General features: G+C 68.4%; 23 protein-coding genes. 9 read left to right on the forward strand and 14 right to left on the reverse strand.

All coding sequences use genetic code 11. From position 1 onward, the window contains the following. Nucleotides 1–25: 25 nt before the first annotated feature. Both topA and ACIQCN_RS12105 read right to left on the reverse strand, forming a co-directional pair. Complete coding sequence (topA, locus tag ACIQCN_RS12100) at nucleotides 26–2,752, reverse strand: type I DNA topoisomerase (RefSeq protein WP_400611172.1); 2,727 nt, start codon at nucleotides 2,750–2,752, stop codon at nucleotides 26–28. Nucleotides 2,753–2,875: 123 nt separating this feature from the next. Beyond that, entirely contained in the window at nucleotides 2,876–4,507 is a 1,632-nt protein-coding gene (locus tag ACIQCN_RS12105) for a methyltransferase (RefSeq protein ID WP_400611174.1), read from the reverse strand. Nucleotides 4,508–4,562: 55 nt separating this feature from the next. On the opposite strand from ACIQCN_RS12105, the gene ACIQCN_RS12110 reads away from it, so the two are divergent. Next, a complete protein-coding gene (locus ACIQCN_RS12110; protein ID WP_400604917.1) occupies nucleotides 4,563–5,000 on the forward strand; it encodes a hypothetical protein in 438 nt (145 codons plus the stop codon). 655 nt (nucleotides 5,001–5,655) lie between these two features. On the opposite strand, the gene ACIQCN_RS12115 is transcribed toward ACIQCN_RS12110, so the two are convergent. Continuing rightward, on the reverse strand, nucleotides 5,656–6,549 hold the full coding sequence (locus tag ACIQCN_RS12115) for a rhodanese-related sulfurtransferase (protein WP_400604919.1): 894 nt from the start codon (nucleotides 6,547–6,549) through the stop codon (nucleotides 5,656–5,658). Nucleotides 6,550–6,647: 98 nt separating this feature from the next. On the opposite strand from ACIQCN_RS12115, the gene ACIQCN_RS12120 reads away from it, so the two are divergent. Then, on the forward strand, nucleotides 6,648–7,340 hold the full coding sequence (locus ACIQCN_RS12120) for a GNAT family N-acetyltransferase (RefSeq protein ID WP_400604920.1): 693 nt from the start codon (nucleotides 6,648–6,650) through the stop codon (nucleotides 7,338–7,340). A 96-nt stretch (nucleotides 7,341–7,436) separates the two neighbouring features. Further along, nucleotides 7,437–9,827, forward strand: a complete 2,391-nt coding sequence (locus ACIQCN_RS12125; RefSeq protein ID WP_400611176.1) for a DEAD/DEAH box helicase — start codon at nucleotides 7,437–7,439, stop codon at nucleotides 9,825–9,827. 5 nt (nucleotides 9,828–9,832) lie between these two features. On the opposite strand, the gene ACIQCN_RS12130 is transcribed toward ACIQCN_RS12125, so the two are convergent. The 7 genes from ACIQCN_RS12130 to ssd all read right to left on the reverse strand — a co-directional run bounded on the left by ACIQCN_RS12130 (nucleotide 9,833) and on the right by ssd (nucleotide 15,068). Next, nucleotides 9,833–10,246 carry an Rv3654c family TadE-like protein gene (locus ACIQCN_RS12130; RefSeq protein WP_400604924.1) on the reverse strand — a complete coding sequence of 138 codons (414 nt, stop codon included), beginning with the start codon at nucleotides 10,244–10,246 and terminating at the stop codon, nucleotides 9,833–9,835. After that, entirely contained in the window at nucleotides 10,243–10,611 is a 369-nt protein-coding gene (locus ACIQCN_RS12135) for a TadE family type IV pilus minor pilin (protein WP_400611177.1), read from the reverse strand. The genes ACIQCN_RS12130 and ACIQCN_RS12135 overlap by 4 nt, the downstream gene beginning before the upstream one ends. Then, the gene (locus tag ACIQCN_RS12140; protein WP_400611179.1) at nucleotides 10,608–10,976 is read right to left on the reverse strand and encodes a DUF4244 domain-containing protein; all 369 of its coding nucleotides are present in this window, start codon (nucleotides 10,974–10,976) and stop codon (nucleotides 10,608–10,610) included. The genes ACIQCN_RS12135 and ACIQCN_RS12140 overlap by 4 nt, the downstream gene beginning before the upstream one ends. Before the next feature lie 165 nt (nucleotides 10,977–11,141). Next, entirely contained in the window at nucleotides 11,142–11,750 is a 609-nt protein-coding gene (locus tag ACIQCN_RS12145; protein ID WP_400604930.1) for a type II secretion system F family protein, read from the reverse strand. Further along, nucleotides 11,747–12,589, reverse strand: coding sequence for a hypothetical protein (locus tag ACIQCN_RS12150; RefSeq protein WP_400611244.1), 843 nt, complete (start codon nucleotides 12,587–12,589; stop codon nucleotides 11,747–11,749). Before ACIQCN_RS12150 ends, ACIQCN_RS12145 begins: the two co-directional genes overlap by 4 nt. Then, on the reverse strand, nucleotides 12,589–13,884 hold the full coding sequence (locus tag ACIQCN_RS12155) for a TadA family conjugal transfer-associated ATPase (protein WP_400611245.1): 1,296 nt from the start codon (nucleotides 13,882–13,884) through the stop codon (nucleotides 12,589–12,591). The genes ACIQCN_RS12150 and ACIQCN_RS12155 overlap by 1 nt, the downstream gene beginning before the upstream one ends. 149 nt (nucleotides 13,885–14,033) lie before the next feature. Then, on the reverse strand, nucleotides 14,034–15,068 hold the full coding sequence (ssd, locus tag ACIQCN_RS12160; protein WP_400611181.1) for a septum site-determining protein Ssd: 1,035 nt from the start codon (nucleotides 15,066–15,068) through the stop codon (nucleotides 14,034–14,036). Between the two features lie 293 nt (nucleotides 15,069–15,361). Here ssd and ACIQCN_RS12165 point away from each other — a divergent pair, with 293 nt between their 5' ends. Together ACIQCN_RS12165 and ACIQCN_RS12170 are read left to right on the forward strand one after the other, a co-directional pair. Beyond that, a complete protein-coding gene (locus ACIQCN_RS12165; protein ID WP_400611182.1) occupies nucleotides 15,362–17,071 on the forward strand; it encodes a bifunctional 3'-5' exonuclease/DNA polymerase in 1,710 nt (569 codons plus the stop codon). Nucleotides 17,072–17,225: 154 nt separating this feature from the next. Then, a complete protein-coding gene (locus ACIQCN_RS12170) occupies nucleotides 17,226–17,417 on the forward strand; it encodes a YegP family protein (protein WP_400604938.1) in 192 nt (63 codons plus the stop codon). Between the two features lie 37 nt (nucleotides 17,418–17,454). On the opposite strand, the gene ACIQCN_RS12175 is transcribed toward ACIQCN_RS12170, so the two are convergent. From ACIQCN_RS12175 to ACIQCN_RS12185, 3 genes are read right to left on the reverse strand one after another with little or no spacing between them, the layout of a single operon-like run. Next, nucleotides 17,455–18,132, reverse strand: coding sequence for an NUDIX hydrolase (locus tag ACIQCN_RS12175; protein ID WP_400611184.1), 678 nt, complete (start codon nucleotides 18,130–18,132; stop codon nucleotides 17,455–17,457). After that, nucleotides 18,129–18,923, reverse strand: coding sequence for an endonuclease III (nth, locus tag ACIQCN_RS12180; protein ID WP_400604942.1), 795 nt, complete (start codon nucleotides 18,921–18,923; stop codon nucleotides 18,129–18,131). The genes ACIQCN_RS12175 and nth overlap by 4 nt, the downstream gene beginning before the upstream one ends. A gap of 6 nt (nucleotides 18,924–18,929) precedes the next feature. Next, entirely contained in the window at nucleotides 18,930–20,261 is a 1,332-nt protein-coding gene (locus ACIQCN_RS12185; protein ID WP_400611186.1) for a hypothetical protein, read from the reverse strand. Nucleotides 20,262–20,677: 416 nt separating this feature from the next. Here ACIQCN_RS12185 and acs point away from each other — a divergent pair, with 416 nt between their 5' ends. The 3 genes from acs to aroQ all read left to right on the forward strand — a co-directional run bounded on the left by acs (nucleotide 20,678) and on the right by aroQ (nucleotide 24,195). Continuing rightward, nucleotides 20,678–22,684 carry an acetate--CoA ligase gene (acs, locus tag ACIQCN_RS12190; protein ID WP_400604945.1) on the forward strand — a complete coding sequence of 669 codons (2,007 nt, stop codon included), beginning with the start codon at nucleotides 20,678–20,680 and terminating at the stop codon, nucleotides 22,682–22,684. Nucleotides 22,685–22,786: 102 nt separating this feature from the next. Next, complete coding sequence (locus ACIQCN_RS12195) at nucleotides 22,787–23,548, forward strand: DeoR/GlpR family DNA-binding transcription regulator (protein WP_400604947.1); 762 nt, start codon at nucleotides 22,787–22,789, stop codon at nucleotides 23,546–23,548. 188 nt (nucleotides 23,549–23,736) lie between these two features. Next, nucleotides 23,737–24,195, forward strand: a complete 459-nt coding sequence (gene aroQ, locus ACIQCN_RS12200; protein WP_400604949.1) for a type II 3-dehydroquinate dehydratase — start codon at nucleotides 23,737–23,739, stop codon at nucleotides 24,193–24,195. 29 nt (nucleotides 24,196–24,224) lie between these two features. Here aroQ and ACIQCN_RS12205 read toward each other — a convergent pair whose 3' ends face one another. Then, nucleotides 24,225–25,409 carry a MarP family serine protease gene (locus ACIQCN_RS12205; protein ID WP_400604951.1) on the reverse strand — a complete coding sequence of 395 codons (1,185 nt, stop codon included), beginning with the start codon at nucleotides 25,407–25,409 and terminating at the stop codon, nucleotides 24,225–24,227. Nucleotides 25,410–25,591: 182 nt separating this feature from the next. Between ACIQCN_RS12205 and ACIQCN_RS12210 the strand changes: the two genes are divergently transcribed. Continuing rightward, nucleotides 25,592–26,269 carry a Crp/Fnr family transcriptional regulator gene (locus ACIQCN_RS12210; protein WP_009359192.1) on the forward strand — a complete coding sequence of 226 codons (678 nt, stop codon included), beginning with the start codon at nucleotides 25,592–25,594 and terminating at the stop codon, nucleotides 26,267–26,269. Nucleotides 26,270–26,340: the final 71 nt, after the last annotated feature.

Below are 26,340 nucleotides of genomic sequence, written 5' to 3' on the forward strand. Positions count from 1 at the left end.
ATGCACCGCCCGACACCGCAAACGCCTACTTCTTCGCGGCTGCCTTCTTCCTGGCCGGCGCCTTACGGGCAGCGGTGCGCTTGACCGGGCCCTTGGCGCGCTTCTCCGCGAGCAGCTCTACAGCCTGTTCGCGGGTCAGTTCCTCCAGGGACGTGGACCGCGGCACGGTGATGTTGGTGATCCCGTCGGTGATGTAGGGACCGAACCGGCCTTCCTTCACCACAATGTTTTTCTCCGACACCGGATCCGGGCCGAACTCGGCCAGCGGCGGCACCGCAGCGCGGGCACCGCGCTGCTTGGGCTGCGAGTAGATCTCCAGCGCCTGTTCCAGCGTGATGGTGAAAATCTCCTCTTCCGACCCGATGGACCGGGAATCCATGCCCTTCTTCAGGTATGGGCCGAACCGGCCGTTCTGCACGGTGATGAGGTTGCCTTCAGCGTCCTCGCCAAGGGCCCGTGGCAGGCTCATCAGCTGCAGGGCTTCGTCCAGGGTGACCGACTCCACGGTCATGGACTTGAACAGCGAACCGGTGCGCGGTTTGGCCTTGACGGGCTTCTTGGGCGGCTTCGGCTTGCCGTTCTTGTAGTATTCCACGGGCTGCGCCGCGATCTGTTCCTCTGTCATCTCGGGGATGACCTCGGTGACGTAGGCGCCGTAGCGGCCGTTCTTGGCCACGATGGTGTGGCCTGTGTGCGGGTCGGTGCCAAGGACGCGTTCCTCGGGTGCCGCCGTCGTCATCAGCTCAACGGCCTTCTCAGCGGTCAGTTCGTCCGGAGCCAGGTCCTCCGGCACATTGGCACGGGCGTTTTCCACCACCTCGCCGGTCTTCGCGTCGACGGTGGGCACGGTGCTTTCCAGGTACGGGCCGAACTTGCCCACGCGCAGCGTGATGCCGTCTGTGATGGGCACCGAGTTGATCTCCCGCGCGTCGATCTCGCCGAGGTTGTTCACGATGCTCAGCAGGCCGGGGTCCGAATCTTCACCGTAGTAGAAGTGCTTCAGCCAGGCGGCGCCCGCCTCCTGTCCGTTGGCGATCCTGTCCAGGTCGCCCTCCATGTCCGCCGTGAACTCGTAATCCACGTAGTCGTGGAAGTGCTGTTCCAGCAGCCGGATCACCGAGAACGCGATCCAGCTCGGAACCAGCGCGGAGCCTTGTTTCCGGACATAGCCGCGGTCCTGGATCGTGGAAATGGTGGACGCGTACGTGGACGGGCGGCCGATGCCCTTCTTTTCCAACTCCGCCGTCAGCGAGGCCTCCGTATACCGCGGCGGCGGGGAGGTCTCGTGGCCCACGGCCACGATGTCGGAGGCAGCGAGGGAGTCACCCTTGGCTACGTTCGGCAGGCGGCGTGCCTCGTCCGGGTCGTCATCGCCGCGGGTCTCGTCCTTGCCTTCCTCGTAGGCGGCCAGGAAGCCGGGGAAGGTGATCACGGTGCCGGAGGCGGAGAATTCGGCGTCCCGGCCGTCGGCGGCAACGGCACCCAGCCGGATAGTGGCGGTCGAACCCTTGGCATCGGCCATCTGGGAGGCGACGGTGCGCTTCCAGATCAGTTCGTAGAGGCGGAACTCGTCGCCGGACAGCTGCGAAGCCACCTGGGCCGGGGTACGGAAGGAGTCACCGGCGGGACGAATAGCCTCGTGGGCTTCCTGCGCGTTGGCGGCCTTGTTGGAGTAGACCCGCGGCGAGCCGGGAATGTACTCGGAACCGTACAGCTCCGACGCCTGCCGCCGGGCGGCCGTGACGGCCTCGTCGCTCAGCGCCGAGGAGTCCGTACGCATATAGGTGATGTAGCCGTTTTCATACAGCCGCTGGGCGATCTGCATGGTGCTCTTGGAGGAGAACCGCAGTTTGCGTCCGGCCTCCTGCTGCAGCGTGGAGGTGGTGAACGGCGCGGCCGGACGCCGGGTGTAGGGCTTGGTGTCGACGGCGCGGACGCGGAACTCGGCGTTCTGCAGCCCTGCGGCCAAGGACGTTGCCAGTTCCTCGTTGAGGTGCGCCACGTTGCGCGAGGTGAGTTCGCCGTCGTCGTTAAAGTCCCGGCCGCTTGCCACCTTGGCGCCGTCCACGGCGGCGAGCTTCGCCTTAAAGGAGCCGGCGTCGGCGCCGAACTGCCCGGTCAGGTCCCAGTAGGACGCCGCCTTGAACGCCATGCGCTCGCGTTCGCGGTCCACCACCATGCGGGTGACAACGGACTGGACGCGGCCGGCGGAGAGACCGCGGGCTACCTTGCGCCACAGGACCGGGGAAATTTCGTAGCCGTAAAGGCGGTCCAGCACGCGGCGGGTTTCCTGGGCATCCACCAGGGCCGAATCTACGTCGCGCAGGTTGCCCATGGCGCGCTGGATGGCTTCCTTGGTGATTTCGCCGAACGTCATCCGGTACACCGGGACCTTGGGCTTGAGCACTTCCAGCAGGTGCCACGCGATGGCCTCGCCTTCGCGGTCCCCATCGGTTGCGAGGTAGAGTTCGTCGGCGTCTTTGAGCGCCGCCTTGAGTTCGGTGACCTTTTTCTTCTTGTCCGGAGAGACCACGTAGTAAGGCTTGAAGCCGTTTTCGATGTCGACGGCGAACTTGCCCACCGGGGTTTTCTTCAGTTCCGCAGGCAGCTCGGACGGCTGGGGCAGGTCACGGATGTGACCGATGGAGGCCTCCACGATGAAACCCTCGCCGAGGTACTTGGCGATGGTCTTGCTCTTGGCCGGAGACTCCACGATCACGAGTTTCTTGCCGGTTTTGGCCTTGCTTGGCACGGTGCTCCTACAGAAAAGGGTTGCTCGGGCAGATGAGCCCATATTTGCCTAGTTCACCATATTTTGGCCGATTGTGCGCATTCCTGTGGAAAAGCGCGGGGTTGTGGAAAGGCCCTTCGGCGCTCAGGCGGCGGGGATGAGAAACCCGTCACGTACCAGGTTTTCGGCCCCGGTCAGCAGCGCTGTCCGGAACATTGCCGCGTCGAAGTCCTCTCCTCCGCCGAGCAATGCTTCCAGGGCCCCGGCGATCTGTCCGGCGGTCAGGTCGCCGTCGCACGCGGACACAAAACCGGCCAGCTCCGTACTGAGCACGTTGGTCCGGCGCAGCCCCGCGCCCTGCCGCAGCAGGATCACGCCGGGGTGCTCCGCGCCCGGCCGCTGGTGCCGTTCCTCGGTGACGTCCTCGGCCACGAGCAGGTACGCATCCTCGATGCTGTGCGTGAAGAGCCAGTCGGATCGTTCCACCGCCGCGCCCAGGTGCGGGCCGACGGGCTGTTCGATGGGGTAGGTGATTTCCTCGAAGCGCCGGATGCGTTCCCCGCCCGCTTCCGCGGGCCGACGCAGCCACACCATCCCGAAGCCGACGCCCTCAACGTTGCGCGATGCGAAGTCGGCCAGGTAGGCGGCGTAGGCGTCCCGGTAGTGTTCCCGGTCGCGGCCTTCGGAGGCGTCCCGCAGCCACGTTTCCGCGTATTGCTCCGGGCTGACCTGCTCGCGCTGGATGAACCAGGCGTCAACGTCCGGACCGGCCCACTTTTGCGGCCCTTCCTGCCATTCGGTCCCTGCGGCCACCTCCCAGTTGCCCAATAGCTGGGCTGTTCCGGCCGGCGCCAGCACTGAGGGCAGGCCCTGGATCAGCGAAGACACAATCTGGTCGCCCGGGAGCCCGCCATCGCGGTAGGTGAACTGCCCGGCCGCGTCCTCCCCGGCGGTCCGCGGGGTGATCACGAAGGGCGGGTTGGATACCACCAGCCCAAACTCCTCGCCGGCTACGGGCTCCAGCATGGACCCACACCGGAGGCTCACGCGGTCCGACAGCCGCTCCGGGTCCACGGACAGGGCCTCCGCATTAAGCAGGATGTTGAACCGCGTGAAGGCCAGGGCCCGCTCGGAAATATCCGTGGCCGTGACGTGCTGGCAGTGGTGCAGCAGGTGGAAGGTCTGGATGCCGCAGCCGGCACCCAGGTCCAGCGCCCGTTCCGTATGCCGACGGATGGTCGCCTGCACCAGCGTGGTGGACGCCTGGCCGATGCCCAGCACATGATCGTGCCGCAGGACGCCCTCCTGCTGGTGCGCGGCCAGGTCGCTCGCCACCCACAGCTCGGCCCCGCCGCTGCCGTCTTCGTTCTTATCCCAGCCGTAGGGCCGCAGGTCCGCCCGTGCCGTGAACTTCCCGGTGCCGGGCACCGGCTGCAGCAGCCCCAGCTCCACGAGCCCTTCCGCGCGGATGCCCGGGAGGGCGGCGTCGAGCGTTTTGCCTTCCTGCGGTTCCGCCAGCAGCCAGAGCCGTACGACGGCGGCCAGCGCCGCAGCGGCCCCGCCGCCGCGCGCGGCGCTTTCGGTAGCCAGCAGGGCGGGGATGGTCTGGTCGCGGTTCAGCGCGTTGTAGGCGGACTCACCGAGGAGGCCGGCCACGCCGTCCAGCGTGTAGTCCACGGCGCGCAGGTCCGCGGCGAGCGTTGCAAGCTGCTGCGGGAGGTCGCTGCGCGGGGCATCGGGGGTGTTGCCGGCGGTAAATTCGTATGAGGTGGGCACGGCTCAAGTCTAGGGGCGGGCGCGGACGTCCCCGCGGTCCCGGTAAATTGGAGGCATGGCCCTCCCCCTCCCTTCCTTCCCGCGCGCCCTGGCGGCCACTGCCGCAGCCGCCGTCCTCGTGGCGGGCACCGGCTGCGCGCCCCGACTCACCGTGGAAGAGGCTGACGTACCGGCCTGGAAAGCCACCGCGATGCCGTCCGCCGGCGGAATCGTGGCCGAAGGCTCCGGCAAGCTCCTGACCGCCCGGCCGGTCGACCGCACCCAGGAGCTTCCGGCCGGCGCATACACCGTGACGCTTGTTTGCGAAGGCGGCGGCAAGGCGTTCCTGGCCGTCAGCTCAGGCGGGAAGGATGTAGCCGACCTCGGCGCCGCCTGCTACGGCACGCCTGAGCGCGCGAAGGTCACCCTGGCCGCGGACGGGCCCCTTGAGTTCAGCATGTCGAGCGTCGACGCGCCCGTCCTGTACGCCTACCACGTGGTGTCCGCCGAATAACCGCACGTCCGGGTCACCGGCTCTGGCCCCGGCCGGCGCACAGGCCTAAAGTCTGAGTATGGCCGCCTACCCGGGCGCCCCGGACCGCCGCACTCCAGGGCTCCCATCACCCGGGCGACGGTCCCGCAGGGCCGGCCGGGGAACCAGAGCGGGCGCCGTTGCAGTCCTTGGTGCTTTCGTTGCGGCCGCCGCCGTAGCCGGCTGTGAGTATACGTACGACGACGGGCGCGGCTGGAGCAGCGCCGTCGCCACTCCCGCGCCGGGCCCGCAGTTCACGCGGAACCCGCAGCCGGAGCCGGTCCCGGCCGATGAACTGGAGTCCTGGGTAGCGGAGGTCCTGCCGGGGACGGACCCGCCGGCGCTGCACGTCGAGGCGGGGCTGTTGGCGGCCGGGGAGGCTGCCATGGAGACCACACCAGAGTTGTCGCCCGGGTCCTATGTGCTGTCGCTGGCCTGCCGGAGCACGCAAAGGGTGAATTTCGCGGTCCTCAGCGGCAGTGTGGCACTGGTGGACCTGGGCCTGCGGTGCGGGATCACGCGCGAGAACGTCATCTACCTGCCCACAGGCACTGTGCTGGAAGTCCGGGTGGAGGCATCGGCGGAAGCAAACTACGCGTACCGGGTACGTCAGCTCGCAGGCGGGGCACTGGAAAGGTCAGGCAGCGCAGCCATCGGGGCAGCGGAGCGTCTCCGGGCTGGCGGCGCAATCGGCACAGTAAAGGGTGAGGGTCCGGCAGCTGGGGTTGGAGCAGTTCTCGAACTTACTGGTGGGCGCTGAGCAGCGGGTGCACTTGCCGATGGTCTTGGCTTCGTCGCTGAACTCAAGGTGCATGCGCTTGTCGAAGACGTAGAGCGAACCTTCCCAAAGCCCTTGGTCCTTGAACGTTTCGCCGTAACGGACGATGCCGCCGTCCAGCTGGTAGACCTCCTTGAACCCCCGGTTCACCATAAGGCTGGAGAGCACTTCGCAGCGGATACCCCCGGTGCAGTATGTCACCACGGGTTTGTCCTTCAGGTCGTCGTACTTGCCCGATTCCAGTTCCTTGATGAAGTCATGGGTAGTGGCGACGTCCGGGACCACAGCGTCCTTGAACTTGCCGATTTGGGCTTCGAACGCGTTGCGGCCGTCGAAGAACACCACGTCCTCGCCGTCCTTCTTCTTGGCATCGACGAGCCGGTGGAGCTCCTCCGGCTTGAGGTGCGTTCCGCCGCCCACCACGCCGTTGCCGTCCACCTTGAGCTCGCCCGGGGCGCCGAAGGAGACGATCTCATCCCGCACTTTGACGCTGAGCCTCGGGAAGTCCCCGGCGCCGCCGTCGGACCATTTGACGTCGATGCCGTGGAAGCCCTTGTATTCGCGGGTGGTCTTCACGTACTGCTTCACGGCGCCGATTTCCCCGCCTACGGTGGCGTTGATGCCGTCCTTCGAGATCAGGATGCGGCCGGTCAGTCCGAGCTTCTCGCAGAGGGCACGCTGCCAGAGACGGACGGCGTCAGGATCCGGGATGGGGGTAAAGCCGTAAAAGAGCACGATTCGGTTCAAAGCCACGTATTTAAGGGTACCGGTACGGGTGTGGACTGATCACAATTGCATAAGCACTCTTCACGCCCCTGTTGCTGGTGCCCGCGCTGGAATAGTCTCAATCCATGAGTCCGGAAACCATGGTTGAAGACATCACCGGCCTGCTCGAGGTCTGGGTGGCCGGCTGGGCAGGCTGCCGCGGATACCAGACGGCCAAGGAAGGCCGGTTCCCGTCCGCGCTCCGGTCGGATACGTCCGGCGATTGGGAATACTTCGCCTCGGACCCCACCGACGACGAATTTGCGGCGCTGGCGGCCAAGACCGCGGAGGTGCCCGCCCGCGGCCTCACCATCCTCACCAACGACCCCGCAAAGTATGCGGCCCTCGCCGCCCGCCACGGCCTGAATGTCACCTCGGACACCCAGACCATGATGATCGTGGACATGGAAACACAGGACGCCGAGGACCCCTGGCTTTCGGACGACGATCTTGCACTGACCGCCACCAGCGCAAACGGCGTCCATTTTGCCGAGGTCCGCTCCGGCGAAACCCTTGCCGCGAGCGGGCGGGTGTTCGTAGTGGGCGATACCGCGGTGTTCGACAAGATCATTACAGAGCCTGCCTTCCAGCGCCGCGGCCTGGGCAGCTTCATCATGCGCGCGCTGGCGGCGCAGGCCTTTGAGCACGACGTCCAGAGCGGGCTCCTGCTGGCTTCCGCTGACGGGCAGAAGCTGTACTCCCACCTGGGCTGGAACACCGTCTCGCGGGTGCTGATGCTCTCTTCCTCCCATGACGGCGCCGACCTCTCCCTGAGCTGATCCGGTCCTTCCTCGCGCCGGACTGCCTGGCGGAGGACGGTTATCCCCATGGCGAACCGGGCGTGCTCCGTGCGCGCCGGGTGAAACAATGTTGGGGTGAACCCCCATGACTCCCTGATTCCCTTGCTGGGCCGCGGCCCGGAACCGGAGCAGCTCCGTCATGTCCATACCATCCCTGCGCGCCAGGCGGTCCACGGGCCCTGGCCGGAGTGGGTGCACCCGGACCTGGTGGCCGCGTACGGCTCCCTCGGAATCCGGGAGCCGTTCCGGCACCAGGTTGAAGCCGCGGGCCTCGCCCACCGCGGGGTCCACACCGTGGTGGCCACCGGCACGGCCTCCGGGAAATCGCTCGCGTACCAGTTGCCTGCCCTGGACGCCATCCACCGTTCCGAACTGCGGGTGCTCGCGGAGCCGGGGAAGATCCACGACGACGGCGCGGTAACGCTCTACCTCTCCCCCACAAAAGCGCTGGCTGCTGACCAGCTGAACGCGATCCGCGCGCTGCAGCTCGCCACCGTCCGCGCGGAAACGTACGACGGCGATACCGATCCTGCGGCGCGCCGCTGGATCCGGGACCACGCCAACTTCATTCTTGCCAACCCGGACATGCTTCACTTCGGTATCCTCCCCAACCATGCCTGGTGGGCGTCGTTCTTCCGCAGGCTGCGGTACGTCATCGTCGATGAGGCGCATAGCTACCGGGGCGTGTTTGGGTCCCACGTGGCGAACCTAATGCGCAGACTGCGCCGGGTCTGCGCCTATTACGGGGCCGGGCGGACTTTTCCCGAGCCTGTGTTCATCGCAGCTTCGGCCACGGCGTCCGAGCCGGATGTTTCCTTTTCCCGGCTCATCGGTGCTCCCGTCACCGCGGTTTCGCAGGACTGCTCCCCGCACGGATCCACCACCGTGGCCTTCTGGGAACCGGCCCTGACGGAAGCGCGCGGCGAGAACGGAGCCCCCCAGCGCCGCACGGCAGTGGCGGAAACCGCGGACCTGCTCGCGAACCTGGTTTCCGCACGGGTCCGCACCATCGCGTTCATCAAGTCCCGCCGCGGCGCAGAGACCATCTCCTCCATCACCAAGCGCCTCCTGGACGAGGTGGACCCCAGCCTGCCCCAGCGCGTCGCTGCCTACCGCTCCGGGTACCTCCCGGAGGAACGGCGGGAGGTGGAACGGTCGCTGCGCGCCGGGGAACTGCTGGGCGTGTCCAGCACCTCGGCCCTGGAGCTGGGAATCGACATCTCCGGCTTGGACGCGGTACTGGTCGCGGGCTGGCCTGGCACCAGGGCTTCCTTGTTCCAGCAGATCGGCCGCGCCGGCAGGGCCGGGCAGGACGCCGTGGCCGCCTTCGTGGCCAGCGACGACCCGCTGGACACCTATCTGGTCAACCACCCGGAAGCCATCTTCGACGTCTCGGTGGAAGCCACGGTCTTCGACCCTGCGAACCCCTATGTATTGGGTCCGCACCTGTGCGCGGCTGCGGCGGAACTGCCGCTGGGCCCTGCGGAACTGGACCTGTTCGGTTCCACGGCCGAAAGCCTGCTGGACCGGCTTGTGGGGCAGGGATACCTTCGGCGGCGGCCGGCGGGCTGGTTCTGGACGCATTCCCAAAGCGCGGCGGGCATGGTCAACCTGCGGGCCGACGGCGGCGGGCCGGTGAGCATCGTGGACGCCGAGACTGGCTCGCTGCTGGGCACCATGGATTCGCCGCAGACGCACTATCAGGCGCATACCGGCGCGGTGTATGTCCACCAGGGCGACACGTATGTGGTGGAGGACCTGAACGAGGACGACCACTGCGTGATGGTGCGCCGGGCGAACCCCGACTACTACACGACGGCCCGGGACGTGACCCAGATCGAGGTGCTCGAAACGCAGCGCACCATGCAGTGGGGAGACGTCACCGTGCACTTCGGGGATGTCAGGGTGACCACCCAAGTCGTCTCCTTTCAACGGAAGGCCCTGATCTCCAACGAGGTACTCGGGGAAGAACCGCTGGACCTCGGTGCTCGGGACCTGTTCACCAAGGCCGTGTGGTTCGTGGTGGACAACCGCTCCCTGACGGGAGCCGGCCTCGTCGAAGCCCAGTTCCCCGGGGCCCTGCACGCTGCCGAACATGCCGCCATCGGCCTGCTTCCGCTGGTGGCCTCCAGCGACCGGTGGGACATCGGCGGTGTGTCCACGGCTCTCCATGCGGATACCGGCGTGCCCACGATCTTCGTCTACGACGGGCATCCCGGCGGGGCCGGCTTTGCCGAGCGCGGATTCGATAAGGCAAAGGTCTGGCTCGCGGCCACACGCGACGCCATCAAGGCCTGCGAATGCGATTCAGGCTGCCCGTCCTGCGTGCAGTCGCCGAAATGCGGCAACAAGAACAATCCCCTGGACAAAGCAGCAGCCGTCACGCTCCTCGACGTCCTGCTGCGCGATGCAGGCGACAGTCCCCTGCCGGCCGCGGTGCCGGCACCAAGCCCCGCCGGCCGTTAGCCGCGCTACGGCGGCGGACCGGCGCGGGCGTGGCCCCGGGCCGGACCCGCCACCGTCCGTTCCACGAGCTCCGTCCGGACCTCCACCGTGTGGCCGGCGCCTTCGACACAGCTGACCAATGTGGCACCGTGCCGGGCAGCCACCTCCAGCGCCACTGTGCAGGGCTCTCCCTCGGTGAGCCCCCTTAGCGCGTCCGCAGCTGCAAGCGCCGCCAAGTCCGCGGCAGACGCTGCCCTGCCGGCGAGGGCCGCTGCCTGGGCGAACAGGAGCACCACAGCCATCACCAGGAGGACCGTCAGCGCCAGCCCCACGGCCAGGACCGTGCCGGAGCCGCGTTCTCCGCAGGAGCGTTGCGCGGGGCCGCGCCTTGTGCAAGCGCGTTCCCTGCGTGAGTTCAGCGCCGTTCTACAGAGGCTCATCCCGCTAACTCGCTGCGGGTGGTAGCCCTGGCGGTGAGTGTCCAGGGGATAGACGCCCCAAGGGGCCCTCCAACCCGGTCGGTCACCGTTACGGTCAACCAGCCGCCATCGGCCGAGACGACGGCCGAGGCCGAGTTCCCGGAGAGACGGGCGACGATGTCCTGGACGGCGGCACGATCCTCACCGCGGGCCAGGGCGCGGGCGCCGGCGCGTGCTCCTTCTTCGAGCCGCACTTGCGTGACCCCGGCAGCCGCAGCCGAGAGCAGCAGGGCCAGGAGCAGGAGTACGGCAGGGAGCGTTACGGCAAATTCCGCAGTCACCGCACCGCTGGACCGGGAAGGATGCACGGCCGGCACCCTGCTCATGGCAGTGCCAGCGCCGTGCGGATCAGCGTCAGGAGGAAGCCCCGGACTTCCTCGCTGCGGAGAATGAACACCAGCAGCCCGGCAAACCCGACGGCGGCGAGGGTAGCGATGGCATATTCCGCAGTGGCCATCCCGGCTTCCGACGCGAAGAGCCTTTCCCTGCGCCGGACCGGAAGAGCGATAACCGACGCTGTCGCAGGGGCAGGGGCAGGGGCCGTGCGGCCGGACGGCGCTCCTGATGCTTCTTCCATAGGCTGCACCAGCCGAAGTGCCGGAGGGCGGGTGGCCTCGGCTGAACGGTCTGATGCCGTGGCGTTGGGTGCCCCGGCGCCTTTCATGCGGTGGCTGTAATGACGGGCATACATGTGCAGGTTCCTTTCGTTATGCCGGCGGGGATCTGCCGGCTGCTTCGACTCTTCCGGTCCGCTAACGGTGCCGTAAGGCGGCATTGCCTGTAAGTGGACAAAGACCGCAGGCAGGGCAGCTGTGGAGGACAGGACGCGCAGGTGCAGTTGAAGGTGCCGGCCACGTCAGGACGGAACCAGTGCCAGCAGCACCGGCAACACGCCGAGGCAGATGAAGGCCGGAAGTGAGCACAGGCCCAAGGGCACTACGAGCTTTACGCCGAGCGACGCTGCGCGCTTTTCGGCAGCCCGGAACCGTTCCCTGCGGAGCCGCGCTGCCTGCGCGTAGAGGATTGCCGATGAGGGCGCGCCAGTCAGGGCCGCGAAAGCCAGGGCGTCGCGCAGTTCCAGGACCTCGGGAAGCCGCACGGCAGAGCTGCGCCAGGCCGTTTCCCAGTCCGCGCCGATCGCCAGAGCCGAAACCACCGGACGCAGGGCATCCCGGTAGCGGGGTGAGGACACCGCCGCCACCAGCTCCAGGGACCGGCCGACACCCGCGCCTGCGTCCAGCATGGCTGCCACCAGTTCAAGCATCATGGCTGTGTCCCGCAGCCCTGAGCTGCCCTGTTCCGGGCCCACGGCCTGGTGGACGCTCCGGCCCGGTTCCCGGACCAGGAGCCGTAACCTTTTCCCCGGCGCAGAAGGCCCGGCCACGGCGAGGAACGCGGCGGCTGCAAGGAGGGCGAAGAGCAGCCCGGCAGGCGCCAGGCCTGGAAGTGCCCAGGCTCCCGTCACGGCACGCCGGCGGCGGCCGCCGTTGCCACGAGCTTCGCGGACCAGACCCGCCCGGCCACCGTAAGCGCCGCTCCCGCGGCGAGCGCGCCGAGGCCCAGCGGCGTACCGAGCAGGACGGCCAGAGGGTCCACGCCAAGGGCAGCACCGAGGCCAAGCCCCAGGACGGGTAGCCAGGTGAGCAATCCAACCGTGGCTTTGGGGCCGGCGAGGGCTGTCCCACGGGCGGCGTCGGCGTCGTCCTCTGCTTCAAGTTGGGCAGCGAACCGTGTGAGCACACCCGCAAGGGGGCAGCCGCTGGCCTCTGCGATATCGAAGCATGCGGCCAGTTCGGCCCAGGTCCGGGCGTCCCGGTAGTGCAATGAAATGCCTCGCCGGCCTGCTCCCCCGGCGGCCAGCACCCTCCGGATGGCGGCGGACACCGGAATTCCGTTGGCGGCCGCGGCCCGGGCGGCAGCAATAACGTCCAACGAGGCCGGGTGAAGGCTTCCACGTCCAGGTCCTGCTTCGTGGCTTCCGCTGGGCTGGCCGTACAGGATCCACAGTTCCTCCCAAAGCCGCCCGGGTGAACGGCCACCCTTTAATAGGGCAGCCAACTGCTGCACCACCAGGGTGAGCGAGATGGCGGCCACCCCGTTCCGGAGCCCCCGGTTCCGTGCCGACCGGCTGGCAGGTACTGGACCGCGCCGGACGACCCGCGCAAGCAGCCCGTACCTCGTCCGGCCCCCGGGCGGCCAGGTTCCTCCGAATCCGGCCCTGCGAAGCCTCGCCCCCGTACCACCGGCCGGACCGAGAGCCAAGACCGCGGCCAGGCCCAGCAACAGAGCAGTCAGTCCGGCCATCATGAGCGGCCGCCCTCCCGGTCGTCCGGCCGGACCAGGCCACCATCAGGTCCTTCCAGTCCGAGCCGTCCTGCCAGCGCCGCCCACCCGGGACCGCGGTGGAGGGCGCCGGATGGACCCGACTCGATTGCCGGACGGACCACCAGGCCACGGCCGAGGTCGGCCATCACCCCAATACAGGTAACCCGGCGGCCATGGGGCGTGCGCTCCACGTGGATGACGGCGTCGAGGGCGCTGGCTGCCTGCAACCGGATCCCGTCCTGGTTCATTCCCGCGAGGGCACCCAGGGCCGCAAGACGCGCAGGAACCGCCGCAGCTGTATTGGCGTGGATGGTTCCACCCCCGCCGCTGTGCCCGGTGTTCAGCGCCGTCAGCAGTTCCCGCACCTCGGCGCCGCGGCACTCGCCCACCACCAGCCGGTCCGGCCGCATGCGGAGGGCCTGCCGGACCAATTCACCAAGGTCCACCGCCCCGCCGCCTTCGAGGTTCCCGTGCCGCGACTCAAGCGACACGATGTGCGGATGGACCGGGTTGAGTTCTGAAGCATCCTCGATGAGGACCAGCCGCTCCCGGCCGGCACACAGGCCCAGCAGCGTGGACAGCAGGGTGGTCTTCCCGGAACCGGTGGCGCCGCTGACCAGGAAACTCAGCCGCTGCTGCACCAGCCGCTCCAGGACGTGCCGAACCTCCATGCCAAACATCCCGCCCTCTTCCAGTTCGGCCATGGTGAACACCCGTTCACGCCGGATCCGGATGCTCAGCAGCGTTCCTGCGGTGGACACCGGCGGGAGCACCGCGTGAACCCGGTACCCACCGGCCAGCCGGACATCCACGCAGGGTGAACCGTCGTCCAGCCGCCGGCCGCCCGCTGCAATCAGCCGGCAGGCGAGGGCCCTGAGCTGCGGCTCGCCGCCGAACGCCACGGCGGCCCGCTCAATGCCCTGTCCCCGGTCGAGCCACACCGAGTCCGGAGCATTGACGAAGATGTCCGTCACTGCCGGATCGCGGGTCAGCTCCTGGAGCGGACCAAGCCCGTTCAGTTCGGCGCTGATCCGCTCCACGGCCGCGAGTGACCCGGCGGTCCCCAGCAGCTTGCCTGTGGCCTGGACGGCCGCGGCGACTCTGGACGGCGTCACCAGCCCCGCCTCGGCCATCACCGACTCCCGGACCGATTCCAGGAGTCCGGCGTCCACGCCGTCGCCCCCGGCAATTCCTCGCGGCCGGGGCTGTCCCTGCGGTAGCGCCGCCCCGGACGGCCGGTCGTTACCTCGCCCAGGGTCGACCCTGCCGGGCATTCCGCCGGCAAGCCCGCCGTCCCGCCGCACGGCCGGTTGTATGGCGGGTTGCACGGCGCGCAGGTCCCGACGCTTCACGGTGCGGCCACCCGTCCCGGTCCCGCCGGCCGCACCTTCGGCGGACCGCCCGGGCCATCCGTCCGCACCCCTCATCCCGGCCCTCCACCGGCCATCACGTCCCCCAGCGAATCCAGTACCGACGCCGCAAAATGCCGCACGGCCCGCCGCTTGCCAAACTCCAGGAGGCGCCCGGCTTCCATTGCCGCCGCTACGCTGCGCAGTTCCGGCACGCGCCCCTCCACGGGGAGTCCAACCGCTTCCGAGATGAGCGGACCATCCAGTGCCGCTCCGGGCCGTCCACGGACCAGGAGCGCGGCCTCCACGGGCGGAAATTCCTTCAGCAGCCTGGCCGCAGCGACAGCAGCCTTCAGCTGCGCGGGGACCACCACCAGGACGCGGTCGCAGTCCCAGGCGAAAGTGGCAAGCTGACCGGCGCTCCTGCCGATGTCCACCACCACCAATTCGTAACCGCGACGGGCAGCATCCAGCACCGCCGCGGTCGCGGCAGCCGGCACCGCGACGGGCTGGTCGCGGCTGGCCGGCCAGGAAAGGAACGAAGATCCTCCGGCCACCGGCAAGGACTCAGCCAGCTGCAGCGGGTCGACGCTGCCGCTCGCCCCGGACAGGTCCGGCCACCGCAGTCCGGGGTCCTCCTCAGCGGCGAGCGCCAATTCCAGCCCGCCGCCCCATGGGTCACCGTCCACCAGCAACACCCTCGCGCCGAGACCGGCCGCGGCCTGGGCTATCCAGACAGCAGCGGTGGTGGCGCCTGCTCCCCCGCAGCCTCCGGTGATGCCAAGAACGAGTCCTCCGGGATCGGGCGACCGGGATCGGCTTAAGTGGTCGGCCAGCCACGCGGCCGCATCGGGCAGCACGGCCACCCGTTCGGCTCCCAGGACTGCGGCCAGGTGCCAAAGGCTGTCGCCTTCCCCATCCAGCCCCACTACCACCGCCGGCGCACGGCGGCGCGGCGGCAACTCGCGCACGTCACTCCCCACGAGCACCGCGGCGGCTTCGTCCCAGTAACCCGCCGCTGTTCCCGCATCGCCGGCCACCCGCAGCCCGGCGCCTGCGGCGGCGACGATCCGTTCCACCTCCCCGCGCAACACCGTGGATGCGGTCACCAGCAACACGTCACCATCCCGCCCAACCCCTGGCGCCCCGGGCTGCCTGACGGTCACCTGACCGGAAGGGGCGGCGGGGCCCAAGCCGGACGGATCGCCAAGCGAACCTCCCTGCGGCATCCCCGGAGTCGCCCTGTCAGGCAGCCACGCCCCGCCGTCCCGCGACGCAGGTGCTGTGCCGGGTGGCGGGGACGGGGTCATTTCATGCCTGCTCATAGCCCTACCCTCCCCGCGCGCCCGCGCCGCCTGTAAGGGTCAGCTTCCGTATGTGGAAAAGAAGGCACAATTGGACCATGTACCTGCTGCTGGCTGCCCACCCCGACGGTGCGGTGCTGCAGCAACTAACCCCGGCGGGCCACCCGTGGCCGGACAACCCCGAACCGCGTCTGGCCGGCGCAGCGGAACTCCCCGCCGTCGTACGCGGACTGGAAGCCGGCCGCCCCGGAGGCCAGGCACCGCGGTGGATCTGGCACCGAACCCGGGACTGGTACCCGGACCTGCTAGCGGCCGGGGTGGAAGTTGAACGCTGCTATGACCTCTCGCTCTGCGGCGCCATCCTGGCGAACTCGCAGTTTTCGGCCCACACGGAATACGCCAGGACCGCCGTGGCAACAGCCGGCGACGAAACCCTCCTGCCGCCTAAAGCGCTCCTCCCGCCTGCTCCACCGGCGGAGCAGGGAGCCCTGTTCGACGCCTCCGGACCGGCGCCGCGCTTTACTCCTGAGGAGCTCCGCACCGAGTTCGCCGCGCAGCAGGCCGCGCTGGCCGCGGTGAACCACGCCGGAAACATGCGCGGCCGTCTGCAGCTCCTGCTTGCAGCGGAATCCGCAGCGGCCATGGTCGCGGCCGAAATGCAGCACACCGGTGTTCCATGGCGCGAAGACCTGCACGAGCGGATCCTCGCCGAACACCTCGGCCCCCGCCCTCCGGCAGGCCGCCGCCCCGAGAAACTGGAGGCGCTGGCCGCTGAGCTTCGCCTCCTCCTGAACACCCCGGCGCTGAACCCGGATTCCCCGCAGGAGCTCATGCGCGCCCTGCACCGGAACGGCATCGAGGTCAAAAGCACGCGTAAATGGGAGCTGCGGGAGTCCAGCCATCCGGCCATAGGACCCCTGCTGGAGTACAAGAAACTCTCCCGACTGCACACCGCCAACGGCTGGGCCTGGCTGGATGCCTGGGTGGCCGGCGGCCGGTTCCGCCCCGAATACGTGGTGGGCGGCGTGGTGTCCGGGCGTTGGGCATCGCGCGGCGGCGGTGCGCTGCAGATTCCGCGCCAGGTCCGGGGCGCGGTCCACGCCGTCCCGGGCAACAAGCTCATTGTGGCGGATGCGTCGCAGCTGGAACCGCGGGTGCTCGTGGCCCTGGCGCAGGACACCGTCATGGCCGAGGCAGCCCGGGACCAGGACCTGTACGCGGGCATCGCGGCCAAGGGGTTCGGCGGCGACCGCTCGAAGGGAAAGATGGCGCTGCTCGGTGCGATGTATGGGGCCACCTCCGGAGAGGCGGGGCGGCTGATGCCCCAGCTGGCGCGCACCTATCCGCGTGCGGTGGACTTCGTGGAGCAGGCGGCACGGACAGGCGAGAAAGGCGGTACGGTCACCACCCGGCTGGGCCGCAGCAGCCCTCCCCCGTCGGACCGCTGGCACCACAGCCAGCGCTCGGCGACCGCCGAGGAACAGCGCCGCGCCGAATCCATCGCCCGGGCGCGCGGGCGCTTCACCCGGAATTTCGTGGTGCAGGGCTCCGCAGCGGACTGGGCAGCGTGCTGGCTCGCGGAATTACGACGGCGGCTCCGCACCCTGCGTGCCGGCGGTACATCGGCGGAGCTGGTTTTCTTCCTCCACGATGAAGTGATGGTCCACGCCCCGGCCGATGCCGTGGATGCCTGCGTCACCGCCATCGAGGAAGCCGCCAATGCGGCAAAGGAGCTCCTGTTCGGCCCGATTCCGGTGGAGTTTCCCGTGAGCGTGGCCGTCGTGGATTCCTACGACAACGCCAAATAGACCCGCCGCTTCGCGGAAGGTAACCTACCCGGTGGTAGCTCGACCGCCCCCAGTGACGGGCGTTACAGTCATAACTGCGACTGAGGCAGACCGGTCCATATTGACTGATGCAACGACTTGACTGATGCAACGACGCATATCAAGGGAGGTCCGTGTGGCGGGCAGATTTGAAATTCACCGGGTAGGGGACGAGGACTATCGGCTCCGCCTCACCGACTCGGACGGCAATACGGTGGCCGTCTCACCACGGTTCAAGTCCCTTCACTCGCTCCGCGAAGGCGTGAAGGCCGTGCGCGAAAACGCCGCCACCGGGATCGTGGTGGACCTGCGTCAGCAGCAGGCCTAGAACGCCCAAGGCCCGGCGCTCCGGACCTGCTGGCGTCCTACACCTCTACTTTGTGTTTCCGGCTCCGGTCCCATGGGACGGCCCAGCCGAGCTGCTCGAACAGCCCGTTCAGCACTATCCCGGTAAAACCCCACACCAGCACGCCGTTGACGGTGAACGCGGGGCTGTCGAAAGTGCGGCCCACGCGGCGCACCGTGGCCATGACCCGGTTGTCCGGATCCAGCAGATCCCGCACGGGCACCCGAAACACCTGTGCGGATTCCCCGTAGTCCACCACCCGGACGGGCGAGGGCGACTGCCACCAGCCCACCACCGGCGTCACCAGGAAGTTACTGTGGGCGAGCCCGAGTTCCTGGAGCGTGCCGAGCACCTCCACGCCGCCGGCATCCAGGCCGGTTTCCTCCTCGGCCTCCCGCAGCGCCGCCTCCACCGCGGACTCGCCGGGGTCGATCCGCCCGCCGGGGAACGCCACCTGTCCGGGATGGGAGCCAAGCGTATGGGCCCGCTCCAGCAACAGCACGTCCAGGTCGGCCGGCGCGAGGGGCTTGTCCGACGCCGCCGGAACATTGTCCAGCGCACCGAAAAGCATCAGGACGGCAGCCTTACGGGCGGTGGCCTCATCCACGGTGAGCGCCGCCCACAGCGGATCAGGCTCGGCCGCCATCCCCTCCTGATTCCTGCGGACCAGCTCCTGCAGGTCGCCCCGCGCGCTCACTGGGCAGCCCGCCGGGATTCCATCCGGATTTCGGCGGCCCGGTGCGTCTCCGCCAGCAGCCGGGCCAGCAGTTCCTCGCTGCCGGGCGCGAGCTCGTACTTGAGCAGTTTGGCCGCCTTGGCCGGGTCCGTCTCGCCCAGGCCATAGCTCGGGCAGAGGTTGGCCACCGGGCACGCCCCGCAGGCCGGCTTCCGTGAATGGCACACCCGCCGGCCGTGGAACACCACCCGGTGGGAAAGCATGGTCCAGTCGCGCGGTTCGAACAGCTCGGCCACATCGGACTCAATCTGTACGGGATCCTCGGACAGGGTCCAGCCGAAGCGCCGGGCCAGCCGGCCGAAGTGGGTGTCCACGGTGATGCCAGGCACGCCGAAAGCATTGCCCAGCACCACGTTCGCCGTCTTCCGCCCCACTCCCGGGAGCGTAACGAGGTCCTCCAGACGTCCGGGGACCACGCCGTCGTACTCATCCACCAGGCGCGTAGCCAGCGCGATAAGATTCCGGGCCTTGGCGCGGAAGAAGCCGGTGGGCTTGATGATTTCCTCGAGCCGCGCCGGGTCTGCCTCGGCCAGTGCGCGCGGGTCAGGGTAGGTGCGGAAGAGCAGCGGCGAGATCAGGTTGACCGTCACGTCCGTGGTCTGCGCGGACAGCACGGTGGCAACCAGCAGCTCGTACGGGTTGGTGAAATCCAGTTCCGCATGCGCGTAGGGATATTTCTCCGCCAGGATCCGGTTGATCCGGCGCGCCCGCCGCTTCAGCGCGAGGGCCGACTCCGCGCTCACCGTCACCATGGCAGGCTAGCCGCGTTCGATGTTGCTCAGGTCCCGCAGGACCCCCAGCCGCCCGTCGGTGTGCTGGACCAGGAATTCGTGGCCGCGGTCCTCGAGGGCAAGGACCCAGCCGCCGGGCTCGATCACAAAGGCCGGGGCACCGGTTTCAGGGTCCACGGCGGTGCGGTGCTGCGCCACGGCGAACCAGAAGGCCTCGGGGACGGGGTGCTCGCCGGAATCCTCCGGACGGCTGGCGGGGTCCACCGTGGCGCCGATCTGCTGTTCAACCCTGACCTGCGGGTGGACCGCAGTGGCCGCCGGGGGTTCCGCCGTGCGCCCGGTGGCCGGGGCACCCTGCCGCGCGCCGCCGTCGTGCGCTGTTTCAGGCGCGGCGGCGGGGGCGACGACGTCTCCTGGCTGGGTCTGTTCACCCACCGGAGCACTGGCAGGGCGTACGACGGCGGTTGCCTGGGTTGCCGGGAGCTGCTCGCCCTGTGCGGTCCATTCGGAAACTTCGGGAGCTGTGGAGACGGGGGCGGCGGCCGCGTGGGGGGTGGTGCCGGCGGCGGTTGCGGCCGCTCCGGCCGCGGCAGTCTGGGCCGGAGCGGCTGCGTGCGGAGCGGGTGCATGCGGAACCGCGGTGCCCGCGGAACCCGGCCGCACCGCAGACGACCCGGCGTTGCCGCCGGCCAGCAGCCGGCCGCCCAGGGGAGACTTCCGGGCGGCGTCGCCGACCGGTTCGGACGGCTTCGGCGGCTTCGGCGCACGCGGCTTACGCACTGGAACCGCCGCTTCGCGGGCCACCACATGTGCCGGCACTTCGGCCCGGCCCTGGAAGTCGGCCGAAATGAAGGGCAGGAACCGCCCCAGGACGGTGGCGGCGAAGAGGATCACGGCACCGATCAGGCCCACCAGCAGGCTGGGGCCAAACGCGGCAGCGGTGGCCAGGAAGAAGAACGCAACCGCAAACGATGCGGTCACGGAAGCGAACTGGTCGATCGAGAGGGAACCAATCCGGATCTTTGTCTGCGGCGCCAGCCTGCGAGCAGCGAACAGCGCCGAGACCACCAGCGGCAGGACGACGCCGAGGCCCAGGAAGAACTGGTTGTTCAGGTTCCAGAGGTTGTACCGGCCGCCGAACAGGGGCAGCAGGGAGGCGGTGAACAGAATGAGGGTGGCGGCGAAAACGGCCAGGTCCCGGACAGTGAAGGGGCCGAGGACCGCCTGCTGCGCACCGTCCGCAGCGGAGCCGTTCCCGGCTGCGGCCTTCCCGCCCGGGGATGCTGCACCGGACTCCGCGGGGTTCGACGCTGAGTTAGTGTCCTGGCCGGTTGTCCGGCCATGGCTCTGCTGGTCCATTCTGCTCTCCTTAGCGTGGCGGCACCGGGGCCGGGTGGCCCCGTCAAACCGTGCCGTCGTACAGCGGATCCGGCCGTCGCAGGAATTCGTGATGCCTGGCGCGACCGGCCCGAAGTAAGTCACAATTCCATTTCACCCTAGCCAACAGCCTGCCTGATCACTAGCCGGGCATGCGCCCGGCGGTCCGGCCCAAAAGACGTCACAAGCCAGCCGCCGGACCATTCACCGCTTAATAAATGCCGCTCACGGGCTCTCTTGTGACACGGCACACATGCGGGCAGCCGCAGCCACTACTCTTGAACCCGGAACAGCTCTTTGCGGAAAATCCGCCAGGCGGGCCCGACGCCGTGCATGCGGCGGAGCCAGGTCCACGCGGAACGCCCGCGCAGCAAAGATCGATGAATGATGAGGTTCACATGTCCCAGGACACAACAAGCTCCACGGCCACTGCTCCCGTCCCGGCCCCCGCCGGCCAGGAAGGTGACGCCTTCGAAAACCTGCTGCATGAGACCCGCGCCTTCGCGCCAACCCCTGAGTTCGCAGCCGACGCTGTGGTCACCGCTGCCGATTACGGGGAAGCAGCCGCCGACCGGCCGGCATTCTGGGCAAAGAAAGCCCGCGAGCTGCTGACCTGGAGCAAGGACTTCGACCAGACCCTGGACTGGTCCAACCCGCCGTTCGCCAAGTGGTTCGTCGGCGGCGAGGTCAACGCCGCATACAACGCCCTGGACCGCCATGTGGAGGCTGGCAACGGGGATCGGGTGGCCATCTACTTCGAGGGCGAGCCCGGCGACACCCGCACCTACACGTACGCGCAGCTCACCGAAGAGGTCAAGAAAGCCGCCAACGCGTTCGAGTCCCTCGGCGTTGCCAAGGGCGACCGCGTGGCGGTCTACCTTCCCATGATCCCCGAAGCAGTCATAACGCTCCTGGCCTGCGCCCGGATCGGCGCCGTGCACTCGGTGGTGTTCGGCGGCTTCTCCGCGGACGCCCTCCGCTCACGGATCGATGACGCCGAAGCCAAGCTCGTGGTCACCGCGGACGGGACCTACCGCCGCGGCAAGCCGAGCGCGCTGAAGCCGGCCGTGGACGAGGCACTCGCCGCCACCGGGCACACCGTGCAGAACGTGGTGGTGGTCAAGCGCAACGGCCAGGACGTGGACTGGACCGAGGGCCGCGACCACTGGTGGGCGGACACCGTGGACGCCGCATCCGCCGAGCACACCGCCGTGGGCCATGATTCCGAGCACCCGCTGTTCATCCTCTATACGTCCGGCACCACCGGCAAGCCCAAGGGCATCCTGCACACCACCGGCGGATACCTCACCCAGGGCGCCTACACCCACAAGGCAGTGTTCGACCTCCACCCCGAAACGGACGTGTACTGGTGCACGGCCGACGTCGGCTGGGTCACCGGCCACTCATACGTCGCCTACGCGCCGCTCATCAACGGCGCCACCCAGGTCATGTACGAGGGCACCCCGGATTCCCCGCACCAGGGCCGCTGGTGGGAGATCGTGGAGAAGTACAAGGTCTCCATCCTCTACACCGCCCCCACCGCCATCCGCACCTTCATGAAGTGGGGCCGGGAGATCCCGGACAAGTACGACCTCTCCTCCCTGCGCGTTCTGGGATCCGTGGGCGAATCCATCAACCCCGAAGCCTGGATGTGGTACCGCAAGGTCATCGGCGCCGACCGGACCCCCATCGTGGACACCTGGTGGCAGACCGAAACCGGCGCCCAGATGGTCGCCCCACTGCCCGGTGTCACCGCCACCAAGCCGGGCTCCGCGCAGGTTCCGCTGCCCGGCATCGCCGTCGATGTCGTGGACGAGAACGGCGAGTCCGTGCCCAACGGCCACGGCGGGTTCCTGGTGATCCGCGAACCGTGGCCAGCCATGCTCCGCGGGATCTGGGGCGACCCGGAACGGTTCAAGGACACCTACTGGTCCCGGTTCGAGACCATGTACTTCGCCGGCGACGGCGCCAAGAAGGACGAAGACGGCGACATCTGGCTCCTGGGCCGGGTGGACGACGTTATGAACGTCTCCGGCCACCGGCTCTCCACTACGGAGATCGAGTCCGCCCTGGTCTCACACCCGTCCGTGGCCGAGGCCGCCGTCGTCGGCGCCGCCGACGAGACCACCGGCCAGGCCGTCGTCGCGTTCGTCATCCTCCGCGGCGATGCGGTCAACGAAGGCGACGTCACTGTCCAGGAACTGCGCAACCACGTGGGCAAGGAAATCGGCCCCATCGCCAAGCCCAAGAACATCCTTGTGGTGCCGGAACTGCCCAAGACGCGCTCCGGCAAGATCATGCGCCGGCTCCTCAAGGACGTAGCCGAAGGCCGGGACCCGGGCGACGCAACCACCCTCTCGGACCCGACCATCATGTCCCAGATAGCGGCGTCCCTGCGGAAGTAGGGGCTCCTTGGGGGAGGGGAGGGAGTCATCCTCCCCTCCCACCAGTCCCCGTCGCCGTATGCTGGGAGCAGACCGTTCCCCTGCCCCAAAGGACCAACCTGGATGCTCGCCGTCGCACGCCACGAGGTGATACTGGACGCACTCCAGCGGGAGCGGGTGGTGCGGATTTCGGATCTGGCTGCCCAGCTGGGCGTGTCGCTGATGACGGTGCGGCGCGACATTGAGCAGCTGGAAGAGGACGGGAAGCTTGAGCGCATCCACGGCGGTGCGAAACTTCCCGGGGACGCCAGCGCGCACGAGCCCGGGTTTGAGCTGAAATCCACCCGGTTGACCGCCGAAAAGCGGGCTATTGCGGTGGCCGCAGCCGCCCTTGTGCAGGAAGGGATGGCCGTCGGCCTGAGCGCGGGCACCACTACGTGGGCGCTGGCCCGGGAACTGGTGGGCGGGCCGCGCATCACGGTGGTCACCAACTCGATGAGGATCGCCGATCTCTTCCACCCCGGCGGGTCTGCCGTGATCCTGATAGGTGGCGAGCGCACGCCGTCGGACGCCCTGGTTGGTCCCATCGCGACGGGTGCACTAAGGCAGCTTCACCTTGACCTGTTGTTCCTGGGTGTCCACGGCATGGATGCCGGTGCCGGCTTCACCACGCCCAACCTGCTCGAGGCGGAGACGGACCGCGCCTTCATGGCCGCTGCCCGGCGGACCGTGGTCCTGGCCGACCACACAAAGTGGGGCATGCTGGGGATCAGCACCATCGCGGCCCTGGACGACGTGGACGAGGTGATCAGCGATGCCGGGCTCAGCGCCGAAGCCCGGCGCGTCGTTGGCGAACGGGCGAAGCTGCGTGTGGTGCCCGCTTAAGCGCGGTTATGCTGATCCCCGCCACATGATGGTCGTCTCCAGGACGCGGGGCGTCCCCGGCAACCCATGAAGCTGCGCCAGGACCAGTTCAGCGGCGCTGCTGCTGAAGGTCACGGCTCTCCAGGCACGGGCGGGACAGTGGCGTAAGAATGCACGTCCCGTCCCCGGCGGGCGATAGATTGGCTCGCATGACTGAAGCTACCCCTGCCGCCGGCCGCGGCACCATCCTGGTGATCAATGGACCCAACCTGAACATGCTGGGTACCAGGGAGCCTGAGAAGTACGGCACGTCCACGCTGGCGGACGTCGAGCAGCTCGCCGCCTCCGCCGGCAAGGGGCATGGTTTCGAGGTGGAATGCGTCCAGTCCAACCATGAGGGCGTCCTGCTGGACACCATCCACGCCGCCCGCGGAAACGCTGCCGGAATCGTCATCAACGCCGGTGCCTTCACCCATACCTCAGTGGCACTTCGCGACGCCCTCGCCGCCGTGCAGCTTCCCGCCGTCGAAGTCCACATCACCAATGTGCACCAGCGCGAGGAATTCCGGCACCACTCCTACCTGTCGCCGGTGTGCGCCGCGGTGATCGTAGGCGCCGGCGTCAGCGGGTACCGGTTGGCCATCGATTACCTGGCCGAAGTCCTCTAACGGCGTCCAGCTCGCGCTTCCGGATTCCGTTACTTCTGGATGCACTGCCCGGAGGAAACCGGCGATGACATGGCTGGCGCCTGGGATGCCACCGGACTCAAGTCATCCATGGTGATGGCAAAACCCATTGCGGTGTCCGCGGTGGCCTTGGCGAAGATCACCCCTGCCACCCGGCCCTCAGTGGTGAGCAGCGGCCCGCCTGAGTTGCCCGGCTGCACGTCTCCGGCCAGCCGGTAAATCTCTTCCGGCGCCGGGTCCGACCCATAGATGTCCGGAACCAGCACGGTCGCAATGTCCTGCACGGTAGCGGGCTTCGACTGGAACGGACCGCCGTGCGGATATCCGGCGAACGCAGCCGGGCTGCCGTCCGGCAGGTCGGCGCTGAGCGGTAGCGGCTGGGCGGGCAGGCCATCCACGGCGACCACGGCGAGGTCGTGGCGGGTGTCAAAGTACACTACGCGCCCGGGGTAGGCACCGCCGTCGGGCATTTCCACCACCGGTTGCGACACGCCCGCTACGACATGCGCGTTGGTGACCACCCGGTCCGGGGAAACCACAAAGCCGGTGCCCGTCTGGTTCTGCCCGCATTCGTAGGCGGTACCGGCGATCTTCAGCACGGAGGCCGCAGCACGGTTCAGCGCGGGCGTGTCAGTACTCGCGTTGGGCACCGGAACGGTCTTGCCGTTATCCAGGCCCTGGATGAGCGTGGGAATTCCGTTGCCGATTACGGCGGACCGAAGCTGCGCCAGGGTGGCTTTCACAGGCGTGGGTGTCAGCCCGTCGATGAAACGGATCACCTTGGACTCCGCCAGCTGCTGCGAAACAATCGGCACACCCAGCGAACTTACGCTGAACGCCAGCATGGACATCACCAGCGCGGCGACCACCACGTTTACGCCCCCGCCCACCAGCCGGTCCACGGCACGCAGGGGGCTGATCCGCACTGCTCCCCGGATGGCGCGGCCCGCCATGGTGCCCAGGCCATGCCCCATGACCACGAGCACGACGGCGGCGGCAATGGTGGCGGTCAGCCTCCAGCCGGGGTCGGGGACAAAGCCGCTGACAAGCGGAACGGCGACGACGGCGGCCACGGCGCCGGCCGCGAAGCCGGCGATCCCGCCCGCGGTGACCAGGAAGCCGTTGCGGAGCCCGTAGATCAGGTAGGACAGCAGAATCAGGACCAGGACCAGGTCGAGGACAGTCAGGCCGGGCACGCAGGCTCCTTATCAACAGGTGAAACCCCATTCTAGTGGCGCCGGCTGACTACCATCGGGGAGCGAACGTGATGCCCGGCTCCTGGCACGGGGGGCTCAGGTGCCAAGTTCGTCACAGAACCTTGAAAATTCTGAAACAATGGCACAAGCGCCACAGACGACACTTTTACTCAGGAGATTTCATGGACATCGAGGTACTGCGCCGAGCACCCCTTTTCGCCACGCTCGACGACGACGCATTCCGTCTGCTGACGGACGAGCTCACCGAGGTGGACCTTTCCCGCGGAGCATCGGTGTTCCGTGAAGGCGACCAGGGCGACCAGCTCTACTTCATCGTCTCAGGCAAGGTAAAGCTCGGCCGCACGTCCCCGGACGGCCGGGAGTCCCTCCTGGCCATTCTTGGCCCGGGTGAGCTCTTCGGCGAAATGGCCCTGTTCGACCCCAGCCCGCGCACCGCCACGGCCACCGCTGTGTCCGAAACGCGCCTGGCCGGGCTCAAGAACGAGAGCCTGAACAACCTGCTGCGCACCCGCCCCGAGGTGTCCGCGCAGCTCCTGCAGGCATTGGCCCGCCGCCTGCGCCGCACCAACGATTCCCTGTCCGACCTTGTCTTCTCCGACGTCCCCGGCCGCGTCGCCAAGGCCCTCCTGGACCTCGCGGACCGCTTCGGCCGCCCCGCCACGGACGGCGTGCTGGTTGCACACGAACTCACCCAGGAAGAACTGGCACAGCTGGTGGGTGCATCGCGCGAAACCGTCAACAAAGCCCTGGCCGAGTTCGTGCAGCGCGGCTGGCTCCGCCTCGAGGCCCGCGCCGTGGTCATCCTGGACATGCAGCGCCTCCGCCAGCGTTCGCGCTAGCGGCCGGCCCCGACGCTCTCTCACTTGATGCACTAAAACGTCAAACGCTCGCTCACTTTGCCTTTGAAAGT

Origin of the sequence: Pseudarthrobacter sp. NPDC092424 (assembly GCF_044754925.1) — a bacterium.
Lineage (GTDB): Bacteria > Actinomycetota > Actinomycetes > Actinomycetales > Micrococcaceae > Arthrobacter.